At 72.5% G+C, this 20,302-nt stretch carries 17 protein-coding genes and 2 tRNA genes; 16 read left to right on the top strand and 3 right to left on the bottom strand.

Annotated elements, in window-relative coordinates; translation table 11 throughout:
- The first annotated feature begins 41 nt into the window (after positions 1–41).
- The 13 genes from lepB (ACH4XV_RS09790) to ACH4XV_RS09850 all read left to right on the top strand — a co-directional run bounded on the left by lepB (ACH4XV_RS09790) (position 42) and on the right by ACH4XV_RS09850 (position 16,101).
- A complete protein-coding gene (lepB, locus tag ACH4XV_RS09790) occupies positions 42–1,244 on the top strand; it encodes a signal peptidase I (RefSeq protein WP_395788090.1) in 1,203 nt (400 codons plus the stop codon).
- Entirely contained in the window at positions 1,237–2,367 is a 1,131-nt protein-coding gene (lepB, locus tag ACH4XV_RS09795; protein ID WP_395788092.1) for a signal peptidase I, read from the top strand. Before lepB (ACH4XV_RS09790) ends, lepB (ACH4XV_RS09795) begins: the two co-directional genes overlap by 8 nt.
- A 140-nt stretch (positions 2,368–2,507) precedes the next feature.
- A complete protein-coding gene (gene lepB / locus ACH4XV_RS09800; protein WP_395788094.1) occupies positions 2,508–3,551 on the top strand; it encodes a signal peptidase I in 1,044 nt (347 codons plus the stop codon).
- An 85-nt stretch (positions 3,552–3,636) separates the two neighbouring features.
- Complete coding sequence (locus ACH4XV_RS09805) at positions 3,637–4,206, top strand: NUDIX hydrolase (protein ID WP_380036300.1); 570 nt, start codon at positions 3,637–3,639, stop codon at positions 4,204–4,206.
- A 145-nt stretch (positions 4,207–4,351) separates the two neighbouring features.
- Entirely contained in the window at positions 4,352–4,678 is a 327-nt protein-coding gene (locus ACH4XV_RS09810; protein ID WP_078979196.1) for a DUF2469 domain-containing protein, read from the top strand.
- 118 nt (positions 4,679–4,796) lie between these two features.
- Entirely contained in the window at positions 4,797–5,210 is a 414-nt protein-coding gene (locus ACH4XV_RS09815; RefSeq protein WP_395788096.1) for a YraN family protein, read from the top strand.
- Positions 5,211–5,212: 2 nt separating this feature from the next.
- The gene (locus tag ACH4XV_RS09820; RefSeq protein WP_395788098.1) at positions 5,213–6,820 is read left to right on the top strand and encodes a YifB family Mg chelatase-like AAA ATPase; all 1,608 of its coding nucleotides are present in this window, start codon (positions 5,213–5,215) and stop codon (positions 6,818–6,820) included.
- A 536-nt stretch (positions 6,821–7,356) separates the two neighbouring features.
- Entirely contained in the window at positions 7,357–8,517 is a 1,161-nt protein-coding gene (gene dprA, locus ACH4XV_RS09825) for a DNA-processing protein DprA (RefSeq protein ID WP_395788100.1), read from the top strand.
- A gap of 629 nt (positions 8,518–9,146) precedes the next feature.
- Positions 9,147–9,995: an RNA polymerase sigma factor WhiG gene (gene whiG / locus ACH4XV_RS09830; RefSeq protein WP_395788102.1), complete on the top strand. Its 849-nt coding sequence runs from the start codon at positions 9,147–9,149 to the stop codon at positions 9,993–9,995.
- 66 nt (positions 9,996–10,061) lie between these two features.
- Positions 10,062–11,342, top strand: a complete 1,281-nt coding sequence (locus ACH4XV_RS09835; protein ID WP_395788104.1) for a deoxyguanosinetriphosphate triphosphohydrolase — start codon at positions 10,062–10,064, stop codon at positions 11,340–11,342.
- A 57-nt stretch (positions 11,343–11,399) separates the two neighbouring features.
- Complete coding sequence (gene dnaG, locus ACH4XV_RS09840) at positions 11,400–13,340, top strand: DNA primase (protein WP_395788106.1); 1,941 nt, start codon at positions 11,400–11,402, stop codon at positions 13,338–13,340.
- A gap of 128 nt (positions 13,341–13,468) precedes the next feature.
- Entirely contained in the window at positions 13,469–14,587 is a 1,119-nt protein-coding gene (locus ACH4XV_RS09845) for an RNA polymerase sigma factor (protein WP_395788108.1), read from the top strand.
- A gap of 41 nt (positions 14,588–14,628) precedes the next feature.
- Positions 14,629–16,101, top strand: a complete 1,473-nt coding sequence (locus tag ACH4XV_RS09850; RefSeq protein ID WP_395788110.1) for an FGGY-family carbohydrate kinase — start codon at positions 14,629–14,631, stop codon at positions 16,099–16,101.
- 404 nt (positions 16,102–16,505) lie between these two features.
- Here ACH4XV_RS09850 and ACH4XV_RS09855 read toward each other — a convergent pair whose 3' ends face one another.
- On the bottom strand, positions 16,506–16,805 hold the full coding sequence (locus tag ACH4XV_RS09855; protein WP_395788112.1) for a YtxH domain-containing protein: 300 nt from the start codon (positions 16,803–16,805) through the stop codon (positions 16,506–16,508).
- 162 nt (positions 16,806–16,967) lie between these two features.
- Between ACH4XV_RS09855 and ACH4XV_RS09860 the strand changes: the two genes are divergently transcribed.
- Positions 16,968–17,043: transfer RNA gene (locus ACH4XV_RS09860), tRNA-Asn, on the top strand.
- A gap of 57 nt (positions 17,044–17,100) precedes the next feature.
- On the opposite strand, the gene ACH4XV_RS09865 is transcribed toward ACH4XV_RS09860, so the two are convergent.
- Positions 17,101–17,637, bottom strand: a complete 537-nt coding sequence (locus ACH4XV_RS09865; protein WP_395788114.1) for a nuclear transport factor 2 family protein — start codon at positions 17,635–17,637, stop codon at positions 17,101–17,103.
- A gap of 109 nt (positions 17,638–17,746) precedes the next feature.
- On the opposite strand from ACH4XV_RS09865, the gene ACH4XV_RS09870 reads away from it, so the two are divergent.
- Both ACH4XV_RS09870 and ACH4XV_RS09875 read left to right on the top strand, forming a co-directional pair.
- Positions 17,747–18,721, top strand: a complete 975-nt coding sequence (locus tag ACH4XV_RS09870; protein ID WP_395788116.1) for an LLM class flavin-dependent oxidoreductase — start codon at positions 17,747–17,749, stop codon at positions 18,719–18,721.
- A gap of 261 nt (positions 18,722–18,982) precedes the next feature.
- Positions 18,983–19,056 (top strand) — tRNA-Ile (locus tag ACH4XV_RS09875).
- A gap of 195 nt (positions 19,057–19,251) precedes the next feature.
- On the opposite strand, the gene ACH4XV_RS09880 is transcribed toward ACH4XV_RS09875, so the two are convergent.
- The gene (locus tag ACH4XV_RS09880; protein ID WP_395788118.1) at positions 19,252–20,223 is read right to left on the bottom strand and encodes an SGNH/GDSL hydrolase family protein; all 972 of its coding nucleotides are present in this window, start codon (positions 20,221–20,223) and stop codon (positions 19,252–19,254) included.
- Positions 20,224–20,302: the final 79 nt, after the last annotated feature.

The following is a 20,302-nucleotide window of genomic DNA, read 5'->3' on the forward strand; positions in this document are numbered from 1 at the left end:
TCGCCCATGGCGAGCCGACCCGGACGCTAGGCTCGTTCGTGATGGACGACGCAGAGCAGAGCAGAGGCCGTGCCTCCACGGCGGAGGAATCCGCCGGTACCTCGTCCACCGAGGTCGTGGAGGCGCGGCCTTCGCGTGTCCTGGGACGGGCGTCGGGCGGGAACGGTCACGGGGGCGGGCTCGACGGGGCGCTCGGGACGGTGCCGGTGGTGCCGGTGGCGCCGAAGTCCCCTGATTTCGCAAAGGATTCGACGGCGGGCACGGGCGGCGGCGCGGGTGTCTGCTCGGCCGCCGAGGCGAGTGTCGATGTGCCGTCGAAGGGTCCGGAGAAGGCCGACACCCCCGAGGACGGGGCGGGTGCGACGGTCGAGACGGCACCCGAGCCCGGGACCGCGACGGCATCCGGGGCCGAGACTGTGACCGCCGAGGCCGCGACCGCGTCCGGGACTGACGTTGTTGCCGGGACCGAGTCCGACGGCGACCTTGATGGTGGCGCCGACGCCGACGCCGACGCCGACGCCGATTCCGAGGCCGAGTCGGGTCCCGAGGTCGAGGGCGCTCCCGAGGCGCCGCGTCGGCGGCGGATGCCCGCGTGGGTCGAACTCCCGCTCCTGGTCGCGATCGCGATGGTCGTCGTCCTGGTGGTGAACTCGTGGGTCGCCCAGCCGTTCGTGATCCCCAGCGGTTCGATGGAGAACACGCTGGAGGTCGGCGATCGGGTCCTGGTGAACAAACTCGCCTACAAGTACGGGGACATCCACCGCGGCGACATGATCGTCTTCGACGGGCGCGGCTCGTTCACCCCCGAGGGCGGCTCGCCCGACCCGGTGACCGGCGCGCTGCGCAAGCTCGGCGGGGTGTTCGGCTTCACCAACCCCGACGACAACGACTTCGTGAAGCGCGTCATCGGGATCGGCGGCGACGTGGTCAAGTGTTGCGACCCGCAGGGTCGGGTCACCGTCAACGGGGTGCCGCTGGACGAGGGCGACTACCTGCATCCGGGCGACAAGCCCTCCGACTTTCCGTTCGAGGCCGAGGTGCCCAAGGGAAAGCTCTGGGTCATGGGCGACCATCGCAGCAACTCGGCCGACTCGCGCGACCACCTGGGCGACCCCGGCGGCGGCATGGTGCCGGAGAGCAGGGTGATCGGGCGCGCGCAGTGGATCATCTGGCCGTTCGGGCGGATCCAGGGCGCGGATCGGCCGAAGACGTTCGATCGGTCGGACTTCGACCGCCGTGGGTAAACGCGGCAAGCCCAAGGGCGCCCGGGCCGCCGATCCGGTGCCCGCGCGGCCGAGTGCCCACCCCGAGGGTGCGGCCGGTCCGCTCCCGACCCCGGAGGTCGCGGGCGCGGTGGCGCTCGGCGAGGCCGAACCGGTCCGTGCGGCGCCGTCGGTCGAGGCGCCGACCCCCGCTCCCGCGCGCCGGCGTCGGGGCAGGCGTTCGCGGCGCAAGGACAAGGTGGTGCCGCTGTGGCGCGAACTGCCGATGCTCGCGGTGATCGCGCTCGCCCTGGCGCTGCTGATCAAGACGTTTCTGGTACAGGCGTTCTACATCCCGTCGGGATCGATGGAGCACACCATCGACGTCGGCGACCGGGTCCTGGTGGACAAGTTCTCGCCGTGGTTCGGGTGGACCCCCGAGCGCGGCCAAGTGGTCGTCTTCAAGGATCCGGGCGGCTGGCTGGGCAAGAAGAAGACGGACGATCCGCCGCCCGGCCTCAAGCAGTTCAAGCAGGGACTCGTGTTCGTGGGCATGTTGCCCTCGGACGACGAACAGGACCTGATCAAGCGGGTGATCGGGGTCGGCGGCGACACGGTGGCCTGCTGTGACCCGTCCGGGCGAATCACCGTCAACGGTGTTCCGCTGGACGAGCCCTACCTGTACAAGGGCAATGCGCCCTCGGAGAAGCGCTTCAGTGTGACCGTGCCCAAAGGGCGGCTGTGGGTGATGGGCGACCATCGCGGCGACTCGGCCGACTCGCGGGCACATATGGATCGGCCCTATCAGGGCACGATCCCGGTGGACGATGTGGTCGGGCGGGCCGTCCTGGTGGCCTGGCCGTTCGGTCGCGCGCATCGGCTGCCGGTTCCGGACACATTCGGGAACAAAGCCCTGTCGGTTGCGATTCTCCCGCCCACCCCGGTCGTTATGGGAATGGTGGGTGCGGTTCCGCTGGTCCTGCTACGCCGACGTGTACGCTCGCGCCGGCGCATGCCGGCCCCGTGGGGTCGACATCGACCCGGCGACGTGCGCGGCACGGGTCGGAAATCATCAAGACAGAGCTGTGGGCAGCCGGTGGACAGCCCCGACCGGATGCCGTGTGGCCTGCACGGGTACGAGGAGGCGCCGTGGGGGAAGTCGTGATCGGAGCGCGATCCGCTGGTGGAGACGACGATCGTGGGCGGGAGCCGCACGAGCGGCACCCGACCGACGCGCCGCACGATCCCGGAGCGCCACCGACCCAACCAACGAGCGGGGACGAGCCCCGGCAGTCACCCGATCTGGTGAAACATCCGAAGAACGGGGCCGCCGCCGACGCGGCGCCGATCTTTCCGCCGGTGGCGCCGACCCCCGCGACCGGTGGGCCGGGTGCGGGCGGACCGTCGGACGCGGACGGCCCCGGCGGTCCCGGTGGTCCGGGCGACTCCGGGGGATCGGGCGGCTCCGGCGAGCCGGAGGGTGTCGGTGAGCCGGAGGGCGCGGGCACCGACGAGGGCGCCTCGGCCTCGGGCGAACGGCGCAAGAAGAAGGGGTCGTTCTGGAAGGAACTGCCGCTGCTTCTGGTGATCGCGGTGGTCCTGGCGCTGCTCATCAAGACCTTCCTCGTGCAGGCCTTCTCGATTCCGTCGGAGTCGATGGAGAACACCATCAAGGTCGGCGACCGGGTCCTGGTGAACAAGTTTTCGCCCTGGTTCGGCGCGGAGCCGGAGCGCGGGCAGGTCGTGGTCTTCCACGACCCGGGCAACTGGCTCCAGGAGGCGCCGAAGCAGTCCGACAACGCGGTGGTGCGCGGGCTGCAAAAGGGCATGTCCTGGGTCGGCCTGATGCCGTCCGCCGACGAGAAGGACCTGATCAAGCGGGTGATCGGGGTCGGCGGCGACCGGGTGCAGTGTTGCGACGCGCAGGGCCGGCTCATGGTCAACGGCAAGCCGTTGGACGAGAGTTCGTACCTGAAGAAGGGCGTGGCCCCGTCGACGAAGGTGTTCGACGTGACCGTGCCCAAGGGCCGGATCTGGCTGATGGGCGACAACCGGGACAACTCGTCCGACTCGCGCTATCACATGGACCAGCCGTTCAACGGGACGGTGGACAAGGACCAGGTGATCGGCCGCGCGTTCACCGTGGTGTGGCCGCTGAACCGGATCCACGGCCTCGGCGTGCCGGGCACCTTCGACCAGCCGGGCCTCGGGCTCGACGTGATCGGCGGCACCCCGATGGCGGCCGGGCTGATCGGGGCGGTGCCGCTGGTGTGGTGGCGGCGCAGGCGGCGCGGCGGGCCCGAGGAGCGTACGGCCACGCGCCCGCCCTCGGCGGCGCCGCCGGCCTGACGGCCGACCTCTCGCATCCGGCCGGGCGCTCGGGAATCCCCTCCCGCGCGACCCGGCCGTTCGCGGCTCGGGGCACAATCCGGGGATGACGACTCAACCCGTGTCATGGCCCGGAGACGTACCGGAGCCGGTGCCGGACTATCCCGCCGACCTGGCTCCCGACCTGGAACGACGCGCCGTGCGCGTGGTGATTCTCGACCCCGACGACCGGGTGCTGCTGTTTCGCACCCGGGTCCCCGAATCCGATCCGTCCGACTGGTACGACCTGCCGGGCGGCGGCCTGGACCCCGGGGAGACCTATGTGGACGCGGCCGTTCGGGAGATCCGGGAGGAGACCGGCCTGCGGATCGAGCCCGCCGAGGTGGGGCCGCCGACCTGGCGGCGGAGTGTGACGTGGGTGCGGCCGGGGCATCGGCGGGTGCAACACGAGTTCGTGGTCCTGGTCCGGGTCGCCGAGCGGGCGCCCGCGGTCTGCGAGGACCGTTCGTTGTGGACCGCGGACGAGTTGGCCGAGTACCAGGAGGCGGTGTGGTGGCCGGTGGACGAGATCCGGGCGGCGCCGGCGCGGTTCTACCCGGGCCGGCTGCCCGAGCTGCTGCCGAGGTTCCTGGCCGGCGAGCTGATCGACGAGCCGTTCGAGTGGTGGAACGGCTGAGCGCCGCGGTGCCGGCGGGTCGACGGCCGGTCGATCCGGGCCGCCGGGGGTGTCCCGGACGGTTGTGCCATGGTGCGCCGGTGGGCGCGAGGGTCGCCGGTACACAATGGGAGGCGTCAGCGAAGCGCAGGAGCGAGGGGCGCGCATGAGTGCGGAAGATCTCGAAAAGTACGAGACCGAGATGGAGCTGCAGCTCTACCGCGAGTACCGCGACGTCGTGGGTCTCTTCAAGTACGTCATCGAGACGGAAAGGCGCTTCTACCTCACCAACCAGTACGAGCTGCACGTGAGGTCGGCCGACGGGGAGGTCTTCTTCGAGTTGTCCATGGCGGACGCGTGGGTGTGGGACATGTATCGACCCGCGCGATTCGTTAAGAATGTCCGGGTTCTTACGTTCAAGGACGTCAACGTCGAGGAACTGACCAAGAGCGAATTCGAGATGCCCGCGGGCAACGAAGGGTTCGGCGGCTGAGCGGACTCCGCCCGCCCGCAAGGGCGGTATCCACAACGACCGGTTTGTCCACAGGTCACGGTGGGCCGACACACGACCACCTCCGGCTCCGGCAGCGTCGAGCCCGGAGGTGGTCGTTGTGCGGACCGATGCGGGTGGCAGGGAGGGTCGGGGCGGCCCGGCCCGGCAGTCCCGGAACGGCGCGGTGGGGCGCTACGGCGAGCGGGTCGCGGCGCGCTATCTGACCGAGGCGGGCATGGCCGTCTTGGCGCGCAATTGGCGCTGTCGGGACGGCGAGATCGACATCGTCGCGCGCGATGGGCCGGTCCTGGTGGTGTGCGAGGTCAAGACCCGGCGCGCGGGCGGGTTCGAGCACCCGCTGGAGGCGATCGGCCCGGTCAAGGCCGCCCGGCTACGGGTGCTGGCCGAGCGCTGGCGGGCGGCGAACCCGCTTGCCGGGCCGCCGGGGCGCGAGGTGCGGATCGATTTGGTCGCGGTGGTCGCGGCGGTGCGTGGGGCGGCCGGGGTCGAGCACGTCCGGGGGGTGTGCTGAGCATGGGCTTCGCGCGCACCCGGTCGGTCACCCTGGTCGGGGTGGACGGCGTCGTGGTCGAGGTGCAGGCCGACCTGGAGCCGGGGGTGACCACGTTCACCCTCGTGGGTCTGCCGGATCGGACCCTGGTGGAGTCCAAGGAGCGGGTCCGGGCGGCGGTGGTCAACAGCGGCGAGGAGTGGCCGCAGCGCAGGCTGACGGTGGGGTTGTCGCCGGCGACGGTGCCCAAGACCGGATCGGGCTTCGATCTGCCGATCGCGGCCGCGATGCTGGCCGCGGCGGGCGTGCTGGACCCGCGCGCGATCGAGGACCTGGTGATGATCGGCGAGCTGGGCCTGGACGGGCGGCTGCGGCCGGTGCGCGGGGTGTTGCCGGCGGTGATGGCCGCCGCGGCGGCCGGGTGCGTCCGGGTGGTGGTGCCCTCCGTGGCGGCCGGCGAGGCCGAGTTGGTGCCGGGCGTCGCCGTGTGGGGGGTGACCTCGCTGCGGCACCTGCTGGCGAGGCTGCGCGGGGAGCCGGCGCCGGCCGAGCCGGAGGCGGTGCGCGACATCGGTCTGGGCCCCGATCCGTTGGCCGTGGTCGGCGCTTTGACGGCGGGCCCGCCGGCCGGGTCGGCGCCGGCCGATCTGGCCGACGTGGCCGGTCAGGGCCGGGCCCGCAGGGCCCTGGAGGTGTGCGCCGCGGGCGGGCACCACCTGTTCCTGCTCGGCAGTCCGGGCGCGGGCAAGACCATGCTGGCCGAGCGGCTGCCCGGGATCCTGCCGGCGCTGGACGGACCGGCCTCGCTCGAAGTCAGCGCGGTGCACTCGATCGCGGGCACGCTGCGCCCCGATCTGCCGCTGGTGACCACGCCGCCGTTCTGCGCGCCGCACCACAGCGCGACGATGCCCGCGATCGTCGGCGGCGGCAACGGCCTCCCACGCCCGGGCGCGGTCTCGCTGGCCCATCGGGGCGTGTTGTTCCTGGACGAGAGCCCGGAATTCAGCGGGCGGGTGCTGGACGCGCTGCGCCAGCCGCTGGAGTCCGGCACGGTCACCGTGGCGCGCAGCGGGGGGATGTTGTGCTTCCCCGCCCGGTTCCTGCTCGTGATGGCGGCCAACCCCTGCCCATGCGGGCGGTTCTCCGGACGGGGGCTGGACTGCACGTGCTCGTCGCTGATGCGGCACAAGTACCTGGCCCGGCTGTCCGGGCCGCTGATGGACCGGATCGACGTGCGGGTCACGGTGGATACGGTCTCCCGCGCCGAGTTGTTCGCCCCGGAGGCGGCGGGGGAGCGGTCGGAGGTGGTGGCCGCACGGGTGCTGGCGGCCCGGGAGCGGGCCGCGCGGAGGCTGGCCGGCACGGGGTGGACGGTCAACGCCGAGGTGCCGGGGCGCGAGCTGCGCACGCGGTGGACGGTCGACGGCGACGCCCTCGACCGGGCGGCGCGCGACATGGAGCGCGGCTTCCTGACCGCCCGGGGGCTCGACCGAGTCCTCCGCGTCGCCTGGACCCTGGCCGACCTGCACGCCCACCCCCGCCCCACCCGCTCCGACGTGGACACGGCCCTCGAACTGCGCACGGGAGTGATCCGAGGCGACACGGCGGACGACGACGGGTTCGAGAGATGAGGCACCGCCGACCCGGCAGGCCGCTTGCGGCCTCGCGTGGTGGCTGGGGGTGGTGCGGGCGTCCGGATGTGGAAGGCCGGGGAGCGGGCCCGTGGGGTGGGTGGGAGTTGCGGCGGGGTGGTCCGGGGTGAGCGGACCACTGCGCGCGTCACTGCGTCACCACGTACGTCCGACAGCGTCGGATGTGGGCCCGCCGTCACCACACGTCCGGGGCGTCGCCGTTGCCTTGCCCCGGGGTTCACCCGCACCGCAGGCCCCGACCGGGCCCGCCTACCCGCGCTCGCCCCTCTGGCCGGCGGCCTCGTGTGCGGGGGGTGGTGGCGGGGCGGTGTGCGGGGCGGAAGGTCGGTGGTGGCCACCGTGGGGTGGGTGGGAGTTGCGAAGGGGTGGCCCGGGGTGAGCGCGTCAACGCCCCGCGCCGGGCCCGGTAACGCACGTGGTCGGCACCCGAGCGGGTGGCGGTCTTTTGGCGGGGAGCGCGGTTTTGTTGGGCCCGGCGGCGGTGTCGGGGGACGGAAGGCGTGGGGGTGGGCGGGGTGGAGTCGTTGCCATGGGGGGATGGGGACTTTCCCGAGCGGGATGTGGTGGGGGAGCGGGCGGCTCGGGCGGTGTTGAGTCGGCTGGTGGAGCCCGGGGACGCGGTGTTCGGGCGGGCCGTGCGGGTGTATGGGGCCGCTCGATTGTTGCGGGATCTGCGGGGGCACGGGGCGTTGCCGGGGGAGTTGGCCCGGCGGGATCCGGCGGGGTATCGGGTTCGGCTGGGGGCGTGTGATCCCGACGAGGACTCGGCTCGGCTCGCCGAGGTGGGTGGGAGCTTTGTGGTTCCCGGCGATCCGGGGTGGCCCACCCAGCTCGACGACCTCGGGGACGCCCGGCCGCTGGGGCTGTGGACGCGCGGCGCGACCCCGCTGCGGCTCGCCGCGCTGCGGTCGGTGGCGGTGGTGGGCGCGCGAGCCTGCACCGACTACGGCGCGCACGTCGCGGGGGCGCTCGCGGCCGAGCTGGCCGAGGCGGGCTGGACGGTCGTCTCCGGTGGCGCGTACGGGGTGGACGGGGCCGCGCACCGGGGGGCGCTCGCGGTGCGCGGGTCCACCGTTGCCGTGCTGGCGTGTGGCATCGACGTGAACTATCCGCGTGGGCACGAGCGGCTGCTGGCCCGGATCGCCGAGGAGGGTGTGCTGGTCACCGAGCTGCCGCCGGGCGCGCATCCGACCCGCTACCGCTTCATCGAGCGCAATCGGGTCATCGCGGCACTGACCCGGGGCACCGTGGTGGTCGAGGCGGCGCTGTGCAGCGGTGCGCTGATCAGTGCCCGGCGGGCCGCGCTGCTCGGCCGCCAGGTGATGGGGGTGCCGGGGCCGATCGGCTCGCCGAGTTCGGCGGGCGTACACGTGCTGCTGCGCGAGCCGGGGTCGGTCCTGGTGACCCGGGCGGCCGAGGTGATCGAGCAGGTCGGGGCGATCGGCGACGACCTCGCGCCGGTCCTGGCCGGCCCGAGTCGTCCGGGGGACGATCTGCCGCCCGAGATCCGCCGGATCCTGGATGTGGTGCCGTGGCGCGGCGCGCTGTCCACGGCCGCGATCGCGCACGAGGCGGGATCGGCGCCGGCCGCCACGCGCCGCCGACTCGACGTGCTGGCGGCCCGCGAACTCGTCGATCGCACCTCGAAGGGGTGGCGTCGCCGTGGCGGTGCTTGACCTGGGGCCGCAGTGATCATCACCGTGAGGGGAGGAGGTCCGATCGAGGAGGTGTGCCATACCCGTGACCGACGAGCGCGCGCCCGAGAACGCCGCCCCGGACATGAATCACCCCACCGGCGACCCGTCGCCGTCCCGCAGGACCCACCCACCACACTCCGACACGGCCCACGACGAAGCCCCCGACGCGCCCCACCCCCGAGCCCACCCCCACTACCAGCGCGCCGCCCGGGGTGTTGGTTGTTTGTGCGCCGGTGCCGGGGTGTGGGGGCGTGCGGGAGGTGGGGTGTGCGCCGCCTTGGGTGCAAGTGCTGTTGGCGGGCGTGTCGTGCGGGGCAGGCCGGTCACGCCGCCGCAGAGGGGCCGCCGTGTGCGCGGGTGTGGCGAGGGGCGTGGTTCGGGTGGCGCCGAGCGACCCTTTTCGCCTCGGTCCGAGCCGGGCCGAGCGACCCCTTCGCCTCGGTCCGGGGTGGTTCGGCGTGCGCCGGGCGGCTTCGGGCGGGATGCCGTGATTCGGGCGACGGGGGCCGAACCCCGCCGTTGTAGCGCTCGGGAGTCGTCAGGTCACGCTACGCTCGCGAGGACGCAGATCTACACGCACGTTTCCGTGGAACGACACAAGGCCACGTATGCCCAAGCACACCCCAGGGCGTAAGAGCGCCACCGCGGCCGCGTCCGAGAACGGACCGGTCGTCACCGTCGAGGACGGTGGCGCTTCCAACCGCGCGCTGGAGAACCTTTGGAGCGACTTCAAGCGCTCGGGGGACCCCACCCTGCGGGAACGCCTCATCCTGAACTACTCGCCGCTCGTGAAGTACGTCGCCGGGCGGGTCGGCGTCGGCCTTCCGGCCAATGTGGACCAGGCCGATTTCGTCTCGTACGGGATGTTCGGCCTGATCGACGCGATTGAGAAGTTCGATCTTGATCGCGCGATCAAATTCGAAACCTATGCGATCAGTCGCATCCGCGGCGCGATCATCGACGAACTGCGCGCGCTGGACTGGATCCCCCGGTCCGTCCGCCAGAAGGCCCGGGCGGTCGAACTGGCGTACGCGGGACTGGAAGCCAAGCTCAACCGCACCCCCTCGGAGGTCGAGGTGGCCCGCGAGATGGGCATCGCGCTGGAGGACCTGCACGCGATCTTCAGCCAGCTCTCGCTGATCAACGTGATGGCCCTCGACGAACTCCTGCACACCGGCCAGGACGGCGGCGACCGGCTCAGCCTGGTCGACACGCTGGAGGACACCACCGCCGACGACCCCGTCGAGGTGGCCGAAAGCCGCGAGATGCGCCACCTGCTCGCCCGCGCGGTCAACGCACTGCCGGAACGGGAGAAGACCGTGGTCACGCTCTACTACTTCGAGGGATTGACCCTGTCCCAGATCGGCCAGGTGCTCGGGGTGACCGAGAGCCGCACCTGCCAGATCCACACCAAGGCCGTGCTCCAGCTGCGCGGCAAGTTGTCCGACGCGCGGTGAAGGCTTCGCGCAGTGTTCGTGGCCCGGCCTCCGTCGAATGTCGGAGCAATTCCTTAATGTGGACAAGTGGACAGCACATCGGCAGACCCGGCGACACCCCGCTCCGTACCGCGGCGATACGGCCCCGACGACCTCGCCCGCTGGGTCCCCGAGCCCAACAAGCGACGCGGGCGCACCGCGTTCCAGCGGGATCGGGCCCGGGTGCTGCACTCGGCCGCGCTGCGCCGACTCGCCGGCAAGACGCAGGTGGTGACCCCCGGCGAGAGCACCCCGGCCGGCCAGGACAGCCCGCGCACCCGGCTCACCCACTCGCTCGAATGCGCCCAGATCGGCCGTGAGCTGGGCCAGGCGCTCGGCTGCGACCCGGACCTCGTGGAGACCGCCTGCCTGGCGCACGACCTGGGCCACCCGCCGTTCGGCCACAACGGCGAACGCGCCCTCGACGAGGCGGCCAAGAGCTGCGGCGGCTTCGAGGGCAACGCGCAGAGCCTGCGCCTGCTCACCCGGCTCGAACCCAAGACGTTCGCCCCCGACGGCCGCAGCGTCGGCCTCAACCTGACCCGCGCCGGCCTCGACGCGGTGCTCAAATACCCGTGGCCCCGCCGCCAGGACAAGCACGCCTACGGCGCGTACGACGACGACCGGGCCGTGTTCGACTGGGTGCGCGAGGGCGCCGACCCCGGCCGCCGCTGCCTGGAGGCCCAGGTGATGGACTGGTCCGACGACGTCGCCTACTCCGTGCACGACCTGGAGGACGCGGTCCAGTCGCACCGCCTCGACCTGGTCCGCCTGCGCGACGCGGGCGAGCGCCGCGAACTGCTCGACCTCACCGTGCGCCGCTACCGCCCCGACTGCGTGGCCGACGAACTCGGCGAGGCGCTGGACCGGTTGCTCGCGCTCGACTTCTGGCCGGCGGGCTACGACGGCTCGCGCCGCGCCCAGGCCCGGCTCAAGAACGCCACCAGCGGCCTGATCGGCCGCTTCTGCCTGGCCGCCGAGCACGCCACCCGGGAGCTGTACGGCACCGCGCCGGCCCTTCGCTACGCCGCCGACCTGATCGTCCCACGCGAGATCCGCCTCGAATGCGCGGTGCTCAAGGCGATCACCGCCCGCTACGTGATGGCCCGCGAGGGCGCCGAACAACTGCGCGAGCGCCAGCGCACCGTCCTGACCGAACTGGTCGAACTGCTCGCCGCCGGCGCCCCCGAGCGGCTGGACGCGTCCCTGCGCGAGGACTGGCTCGAAGCCGATACCGACGCGGCCCGGCTGCGCGTGGTGATCGACCAGGTCGCCTCCCTGACCGACCGCGCCGCCCTCACCCTGCACGCCACGCTGACGACCCGATGAACCGGGCCGACCGGTCACCGCCCCCAGGTGTCGGACGGACCCGTAGACTCGACGATCGTGGCCGGCCGTATCCGTGAAGAAGACGTCAGGCGGGTCCGCGAGACGGCACGCATCGCGGAGATCGCGGAACAACACCTGCAACTGCGCAACGCGGGCGGAGGAAACTTCAAGGGGCTCTGCCCCTTCCACGACGAGAAGTCCCCCTCCTTCCAGGTCAGCCCGGCCAAGAACCTCTGGTACTGCTTCGGCTGCGGCGAAGGCGGCGACGTTCTCGACTTCGTCATGCGCCTGGACCACACCACGTTCTCCGAGACGGTGGAGCGGCTGGCCCAGCAGTACGGCATCGAGCTGCACTACGAGGAGGGCGGCTACACCCCCGGGCGCCAGCAGGGCCGGCGCACCCGCCTGGTCGAGGCGCACCGGATCGCCGCCGCGTGGTTCGCCGACCAGCTCGGCACCCCCGAGGCGGAGACCGCCCGCCGGTTCCTCGCCGACCGGGGCTTCCCGCAGGACGCGGCGGAGCGGTTCTCGCTCGGCTACGCGCCCAAGGGCTGGGAGAACCTGGTGCGATTCCTGCGCGGCAAGGGTTTCACCCCGCAGGAGATGCTGGAGGGCGGACTGGCCAGCGAGGGCCGCAACGGCCCGATGGACCGCTTCCGCGGCCGGCTGGTCTGGCCGATCCGCGACATCACCGGCGACGTGATCGGCTTCGGCGCGCGCAAGCTCTACGACGACGACAACGGCCCCAAGTACCTGAACACCCCCGAGACGCCCATCTACAAGAAGTCCCAGGTGCTCTACGGCCTCGACCTGGCCAAGAAGGAGATCGCCAAGTCCGGCCGGGCGGTCATCGTCGAGGGCTACACCGACGTGATGGCCTGCCACCTCGCCGGCGCCGGCACCGCGATCGCCACCTGCGGCACCTCCTTCGGCGACGAGCACATCAAGGTGCTGCGCCGACTGCTGATGGACTCCGGCGAGTTCCGCGGCGAGGTGATCTTCACCTTCGACGGCGACGCCGCCGGCCGCAAGGCCGCGCTGCGCGCGTTCGAGGAGGACCAGAAGTTCGTCACCCGCACGTTCGTCGCGGTCGAGCCGGGCGGCCTGGACCCGTGCGACCTGCGCCTGGAACAGGGCGACGAGGCCGTACTCGCCCTGATCGACGCGCGCGTCCCGCTCTTCGAGTTCGCCATCCGCAGCCGGATCGAGGGCCACGACCTGTCCACCGCCGAGGGCCGGGTCGCCGCCCTCGACGCCGCCGCGCCGGTCATCGCCGGTATCAAGGACCAGGCACTGCGCCACACCTACGCGGTCCGACTCGACTCGATGCTGGGCTTTTTGGACGAGAAGTTCGTGGTCGGCCGAGTCGCCCAGGTCAACCGCTGGCAGCGTGAGCGGGCCGCCCGCGGCGAGCGCGGTGGCGGGCCCACCCAGGGGCCCGCCACCCCGGCCGCCGGCCGCCGGCCGGCCGCCCCGCAGCGGCCCGCGGGCTTTCGACCCGACCCGCGCGACATGTGCCAGGCGGTCCAGCGCGAGGTGCTCAAGCTCGCGCTCCAGACGCCCGCGCTGGTCGCGCCCGCGTTCGACCACTACGAGGTGGACGAGTTCACCGCCGCGCCGTACGCGGCGGTGCGCACGGCGATCGCGACCGCCGGTGGCGTGTGCTGCGATATCGCGCAGACCCCGAACTGGGTCGGCGAGGTGCGCGTCGCGGCGCCCGACGACGCCGTGCGGCACATGGTCACCGAACTGGCCGTGGAAAACATGCGGTTGAGCAGCGACCCGGACCGGGCGTACGCCGACGGCAACCTGGTCCGGTTGCGGGTGTTCTCCGCCGAACGCCGGATCGCCGACGCCAAGTCCCGCCTGTTGCGCCTGGACCCGGGCCGCGACGCGGAGGAGTACGGGTGGGTCTGGCAGGAGCTGACCACCCTGGAGACGTACAAGCGGGCCCTGCTCGACCGCGGCGCCGAGGCCCTCTACGCCCCCGGCGGCTGACCACCGTCGGGCCGGGCGCCCGAAAGCTCCCTCCCGGCCGGCCGAATCGGGCGAACCGCCCACGCCGGGCGAGATTTCCACGCCCGGACTCTCGGCTACAGGCCCCCTCGTGGAGCAGACTGGGGAAGGTGCATCGGCACACCAGAGGGGGGAAAACGCCCGGCGGCGACCCCGCCCACACGGAACGGACGGATGAGCCTGAACCGGGCCCGGCCACCGTCCTCACGAAGCACGTCACCCCAGGAAACGCGCCACCCACCCCGACCGCGGTCGAGGCGACCGCCGCGCCGGCCGGCGACGGCGAACCCGACGAACTCGCCCGCCCCGCCGAATCCGCCGGCTCCTCCGCCGACCTGCTGCGCCAGTACCTGCGCGAGATCGGCCGGGTGCCGCTGCTGAGCGCCGCCGACGAGGTCGACCTGGCCCGCCGGGTCGAGGCCGGACTGTTCGCCGGGGCCCGCCTGCTCGACGACCCACCCGCCGACCCCGCGGCCCGGGACGCGCTCGCCACCCTGGTCCGCGACGGCGAACGCGCCAAACGCCGGCTGATCGAGGCCAACCTGCGCCTGGTGGTCTCGATCGCCAAACGCTACGTCGGCCGCGGCCTGGGCCTGCTCGACCTGGTCCAGGAGGGCAACCTGGGGCTGATCCGGGCGGTGGAGAAGTTCGACTACACCCGGGGCTACAAGTTCTCCACCTACGCCACGTGGTGGATCCGCCAGGCGATGAGCCGGGCGCTGGCCGACCAGGCCCGGACCATCCGGGTCCCGGTACACGTGGTCGAACTCATCAACCGGGTCATCCGGGTTCAGCGCCGCCTGTTGCAGGAACGCGGCGAGGAACCCACCGCCGAGGACGTCGCCGCCGCGCTCGACCTCACCGCCGAGCGGGTCACCGAGATCCTGCGGCTGGCCCAGGAGCCGGTGTCGCTGCACACCCCCGTCGGCGAGGACGAGGTGCTGCTCGGCGACATCGTCGAGGACACCGACGCGACCGCGCCGGCCGAGGCCGCCGCCTACCTGATGCTGCGCGAACACCTGGAGGCGCTGCTGTCCACACTCGGCGACCGCGAGCGGCAGGTGGTACAGCTCCGCTACGGGCTCGCCGACGGCGAACCGCACACGCTCGAGGAGATCGGCCGGGTCTTCGGGGTGACCCGGGAACGTATACGCCAGATCGAGTCACGCACCCTGTCCCGGCTCCGCGAGCGGTCGTACTCGGAGCAACTGCGGGGCTATCTCGACTGATCCCTGGCGTTTCGGCTTACGTCTGCTGTCAGAATTCGCCCATGCCGACAAGCCCGACACCCACCCTCGTCGCCGGGGTGCACTGCTCAGCGCACCAGTTGCGCATTCTCGTCTGCGACGCCGCGACCGGTACGCCGCTGCGCCAGGGGCGCGCCGCGTACGCCGAGGGCGCCTCGACCACGCCGGGCGCGTGGTTGCGGGCCTTCGGCGAGGCCGCGGCGGGCGGTCTGCTCGACGGCGTGGCGGCGATCGCGGTGGCCGCGCAGAACCACGGCGCGGTGCCGCTGGACGCCCAGGGGGTGATCCTGGGGCATCCGCTGCCCGACGAGGACCCCTCGGCCTCCGGTGCCGCCGCCGACCTGGTCGACGCGCTCGGCGGCCCGGCCGCGTGGACGGCCGCCACCGGCGCGGTGCCGGGCTCCTCGTCCGCGATCGCGCAGCTGCGCCGGTTCGCCCGGTTCGAGCCCGAGGCGGTGACCCGGATCGCCACCGTGCTGCTGCCGCACGACTGGGTGACGTGGCAACTGCTCGGCTGCCCGCCGGACCCGGTCACCGACCGGGCGGACGCCTCCACCACGGGCTACTACGCGACCACGGGGGAGTGGCGCGAGGACCTCATGCACCTGGCCATCGGCCGGGTGCCGCGCACGCCGATCGTGCTGCCGCCGGGCGCCGCCGCCGGGCGCACGCCGGAGGGGATCCTGGTCGCGCCCGGCACCGGCGCCGAGGCGGCTCTGGCCCTCGGCGCGGACCTGGCCGACGGCGACGTGGTGGTGGCGCTCGGCACCACCGGCGTCGCGTTCGCGGTCCACCCCGTGCCGCTGGCCGACCCCGCGGGCGTGGTGGGCTCGTACGCCGACGCCACCGGGCGCCACCTGCCGCTGGTGCGCACCCTCAACGCGGCCCGGGTGCTGCGCGGCACCGCCTCGATGCTGGGCGTGGACGCCGAGGAGTTCGATCGCATCGCGCTGGAGTGCACGCCGGGCGCGAGCGGGCTGGTCCTGCTCCCCTACCTGGAGGGCGAGCACATCCCCGACCTGCCGCACGCGGCGGGCACGCTCACCGGGCTGCGCCGGGAGAGCATGACCCCGCCGGCGCTGGCGCGGGCCGGGGTGGAGGGGATGTTGTGCGGCATCTCGGACGCGTTGGACGCCCTGCGCGATCGGGACGTGGCGGTGGAGCGGCTGATCCTGATCGGCCCGGGGGCACGCTCGGCGGCGGTGGCGGGGATCGCGCCCGCGCTGTTCGGCGTGCCGACCGCGGTGCCGCCGGCGGCGCTCGCGGGCCGGTTCGTGGCCCGGGGCGCGGCCCGGCAGGCGGCCTGGGCGCTGTTCGGGGTGCTGCCGGGGTGGTCGGCGGACATCGACACGTTCATCGAGGCCGACGAGGACGAACTCGCCCTCGGCGACGCGGTCCGGGCCCAGTACCGCGAGGTACGCAACCGCCTGCACCCCGGCGCCGTGACCCCACCGCGAGAAACCGCCGAAACAGGCGGCCGCCACAGAAGAGACTGACCACCCTACCCACAACCACCGAGCAGACACCGACCGCAAACACCCTCGACCTCGCCGCCCGGGTATGCCGACAGCGTCTACACGGGCCACCGGGCTCGTGCCTGGTCGCGGATGCCTCCGACCTCGCCGGCAGGGCGTGCCGTCGGGTTTCACACGGGTCGCCGGGTCCATGTCGGCTGGCATGCCTGCGACCTCGCCGGCCGGGCGTGCCGCCGGGTTCCGCGTCGGCCACCGGATCCGCGCCCCCGGTGCCCGACGCTCTGCGGAGGCGGGTGGGAATGCCGACCCGGCCGGGGCCGGGCGGGCATGCCATGGGGGTGCCCACGCCGGTGGCCCCGGCGGCCCGTGGGTGCCCCCGTGGGCCGCCCGGGACTACCGGCGCGTTGTGGGCGTCGTCCGGGGTGTTACAGCCCCTGGCCGTGGCGTGACGACGTTACTGACGAGCCGTTCGTGCCGTGGCCGCCGAAGCGGTCCGGCAGGTGCCGACCCACCCGCTCGGGCAGGTGCTCGCCGATCGCGCGGCCGGCCTTGGCGCCCGCCTCGCGGCCGAGCCCGGCCGCCGCGTGCCCGGCCTTCTGCGCCGGCGGGCTGCCCGCCACCGTGCCGGAAAGCTTGCGGATCTGCTCGTACCGCTCCCGCCCGGCCTTCGCCCCCAGGACGTAGCCGATGGCGAGGCCGGTGACGAAGGTGAGCTTGTTGATCATGGTGTCCTCCGCGGTCGTTTGTCCCGCCCGTGCACGTCAGCGCCTACCCGGGCGACGTGCGTAGGCAACCTGTGAGGTCCTACCGGAAAAACCCTGGTGCGGGCCACCCCTCGGAATGCGCTAATGTATTCCACGCAGCGACCGCCAGACGGTCCGACGCAATCCCGCATAGCTCAATTGGCAGAGCAGCCGGCTGTTAACCGGCAGGTTATTGGTTCGAGTCCAATTGCGGGAGCCATCGACAGCGCCCGCCGGTCCACCGGCGGGCGCTGTCGCGTATCCGGTCCGCCCCGGCTCACTCGCTCCCGGTCCGGGCCCAGAACTCCTGCCAGGACGGCCACTTCTCGGGCAGCTGCGCATCGGTGATCATCGGGTTGTCGGGGAAGTGGAAGCGCCCCGGCACGGCCAGCGGATGCTCCAGCACATCGGCGGCGTAGAAGGCCTCGGGCTTGCGGCTGCGGAAGTACCAGCGCCCGTCACGCCGTTCGTAGCGATCCCGATACTGCATCGGCATCACCACCCACAGATCGCCCACCTCGTGCTCGGGACGGCAGTACACGACACCCGTCGCGTGGTCCTCGTCGACCAGGTCGATCACGTGGTTCCCGATCAGGTGGAAGGTGATCCCGTACGGCCGCAACACCGGATCGAACCACTCGGCGAGCGCGGCCCGACCCACACCGCCCGCCCCCGTGCGCACGTCCGGCACGAACAGGTCGGCCAGCGCCGGCACGTCCCGGCTGTCCAGCGCCAGCGCGTAGCAGGCGGCCAGTTGGCGAATCTGCTCGTACGCCTCCAGGCGATCGAGCCGGGTGGTGATCGAATCCGACATGCTGCCTCCGTAAGCTGACGGTCAGTCAGATATCACGGTGTCAGACGACCGACCCGGACCACGCCCCGGGTCGGCCCGTCGAGACGCCCACCCCGTGGGGAGCGCGCGCATGGTCGACGTCGGCATCTATCTGGACCTGCGCAATCCGGTCGAGTGGCGACAGGACTGGTCCCGCCTGTACGCCTTCACGCTGGAACTGTGCGAGGAGGCGGACCGGCTCGGCGTGCACTCGATCTGGACCACCGAGCACCACGGCTTCGACGACGGCTATCTCAGCCAGCCGCTCACCCTGGCCGCCGCGATCGCCGCGCGCACGAAGCGGGCCCGGATCGGCACCGGCGTGACCATCGCGCCGCTGCGCCACCCCGCGCACCTGGCCGAGGAGGCCGCGATCGTGGACCTGGTCAGCGGCGGGCGGCTGGAGCTGGGCATCGGCACCGGCTACCGCAGGCCCGAGTACGACCTCTTCGACCGAGGCGACCTGCTCGCGACCCGATTCGGCGCCACCGACGCGAGCGCGCGCGAGATCCGCAGGTTGTGGGAGACCGGCACGATCAGCCCGCCGCCCGTGCAGCGCCGGCCGCGGATCTGGCTCGGCTACCAGGGGCCGCAGGGCGCGCGGCGGGCCGGACTGCTCGGCGAGTCGCTGCTCACCGCGAACCCGGCGATGGCCGCGCCATATCTGGACGGCCTGCGCGCCGGCGGCCACGATCCGGCGTCCGCGCGGATGGCCGGGCTGCTCAACGGCTGGATCACCGAGGACCCCGAGCGGGACTGGCCGGTGGTCTCCCGCCACCTCGCGCACCAGTGGGACGGTTACCACCGGTACGCGGCGGAGGGCACCGGGGCCGAGCCGCCGCGCCCGATCGACCCGGACCGCTGGCGGGCACGCGGGTTGTCCGCGGCGCCCGGCCACTTCCTGCACGCCACCCCGGAGGACGCGGCGCGGGAGATCCTGGCGTACGTGGCCGATACGCCGATCGAGACGGTGTGGTTCTTCGCCTCGCTGAGCGGGATGACCGAGGACATGGTCCGCGCCCACGTGAGCACGCTGTGCTCCCGCCTGGCGCCGCTGGTGGCATAGCGCCGCGCTTTGCCCTCGGCACCGCGCCCCCGCACCTCGCCCCCGGCGCCCGTCCCCTCGCCCCCGGCGCCATGAGGGGCGCGGGGGCGAGGAAAGCGGCGGGCGGATCGCGCCTGTGGCACGGACGATCGACTGTCTGCGATCGACGGCGGGATGCGAACGGTTTCGGGCAGGATGAGACCACGCCCGCGAGGATCCCCCCGGGCGTTGGTCGGGCCTGACCGGTTATGCTGCGTCAGGCTGTCCGGCAGCGGACGGCAAGGGGCGGTAGCTCAGCTGGTTAGAGCAGGGGACTCATAATCCTCTGGCCGTGGGTTCGAGTCCCACCCGCCCCACCCGTTCTTCTCGGCGCCGTCGAACGCCGACCGCATTCGTGCTCTCATGCCGTGCCCTCGTGCCGTGTGTTTGTGTGCCGGCTCGTCCCACCCGATGTCTTGGTTGCTGTGTGTTGTCGGGCGACTCTTTTCCGTAGTCGAGTCAGAGCTTAGCGGGCTCCTGCTGGATTCCGGGAGTGAAATCACTCGAACGGGCTATCCCCACGTATATCCCTGGCGGGACGTCACCTCGGCGAGCGTGCGCTGGCCGGACGCGCTCGGGTGGAACCAGTCCCAGTGGCTCACGTCGTTCTTGCCGAACCGCTGGGTGTTGACCACGCCGCCGTCGTAGCGGCAGTTGGCCCAGGTCGAACACACCTCGCGCAGCTTGGCGTTGTACGCGGTCACCCGGTCGCGGACCCGCTGTCGGCGGTCCAGCGCGTCGGGCTTGGTGGACTGCGGGTCGTCCAGCATCGACTGGCACACGTTGCCCACCGACCACACCGTGCGGGCCAGGAACTCGTCGTGCCCGGTCTCCCACATGCGACCCAGGTCCGGGATGCTGACCACGAGCACACGCGTGTTCGGCAGGCCGCTGCGCAGGATGCCCAGCGCGTCGCGGAACTGGCTCTCGTAGGTGCCCGGCGAGGTCATCTCGTCCACGGTGTGCCGACAGGCGTCGTTGGCGCCGATCAGGATCGTGACGTAGTCGACCCGCTGGCCGACCGCCTGTCGGGCCTGGCCCGCCAGATCGGTCATCTTCGCGCCGGTCTTCGCGTTGTTGAACACGGCCTCGGCCGGCAGGCCGAGCCGCTTCGCGTGGCTGTTCACATCGGCCGAGGTGCCCGTGGCCCACGACTTCTCCGGGCAGTCCTGGAGCGGTGAACAGGTATCGAACCCTCGGGTGATCGAGTCGCCCAGGGCCGCCATCGAACGGGGCCGGGGTGGCACGGTCGCGGTGGGCGGTTTCTCGGGTGCCGGCGACAGCACCTTGCCGTTGGGCTGTTCGGCCGAGGTCGGGTTGCCGGGTGTCGGGGTTTGCCCACCACTCGGCCCGGCAATAAGTCGATCCCCGGCAGCCGCCGGATCGGCCTTGTCGCCGTCGCCCGAATCCATGCAGGAGGACAACGTCAACAACGCCGCGACCATCATCGCGGTTGCCGCCCCTACTCGTCGTTTCCGACCCACGCCGCCCCCTCCGCCCCCTAGCATCGACACGACGATGTCCATCGACGGTATGTCACTCCTTCGTGTGAAGGCCGACAAT

Source organism: Embleya sp. NPDC020630 (genome assembly GCF_044334985.1).
Classification (GTDB): Bacteria; Actinomycetota; Actinomycetes; order Streptomycetales; family Streptomycetaceae; genus Embleya.

What these genes read in the sequence shown, in the direction of transcription:
- lepB (WP_395788090.1), top strand. Translation starts at nt 42, where the DNA reads ATGGACGACGCAGAGCAGAGCAGAGGCCGTGCCTCCACGGCGGAGGAA.
- ACH4XV_RS09805 (WP_380036300.1), top strand. Translation starts at nt 3,637, where the DNA reads ATGACGACTCAACCCGTGTCATGGCCCGGAGACGTACCGGAGCCGGTG.
- ACH4XV_RS09810 (WP_078979196.1), top strand. Translation starts at nt 4,352, where the DNA reads ATGAGTGCGGAAGATCTCGAAAAGTACGAGACCGAGATGGAGCTGCAG.
- ACH4XV_RS09820 (WP_395788098.1), top strand. Translation starts at nt 5,213, where the DNA reads ATGGGCTTCGCGCGCACCCGGTCGGTCACCCTGGTCGGGGTGGACGGC.
- whiG (WP_395788102.1), top strand. Translation starts at nt 9,147, where the DNA reads ATGCCCAAGCACACCCCAGGGCGTAAGAGCGCCACCGCGGCCGCGTCC.
- ACH4XV_RS09850 (WP_395788110.1), top strand. Translation starts at nt 14,629, where the DNA reads ATGCCGACAAGCCCGACACCCACCCTCGTCGCCGGGGTGCACTGCTCA.
- ACH4XV_RS09855 (WP_395788112.1), bottom strand. Translation starts at nt 16,805, where the DNA reads ATGATCAACAAGCTCACCTTCGTCACCGGCCTCGCCATCGGCTACGTC.
- ACH4XV_RS09865 (WP_395788114.1), bottom strand. Translation starts at nt 17,637, where the DNA reads ATGTCGGATTCGATCACCACCCGGCTCGATCGCCTGGAGGCGTACGAG.
- ACH4XV_RS09870 (WP_395788116.1), top strand. Translation starts at nt 17,747, where the DNA reads ATGGTCGACGTCGGCATCTATCTGGACCTGCGCAATCCGGTCGAGTGG.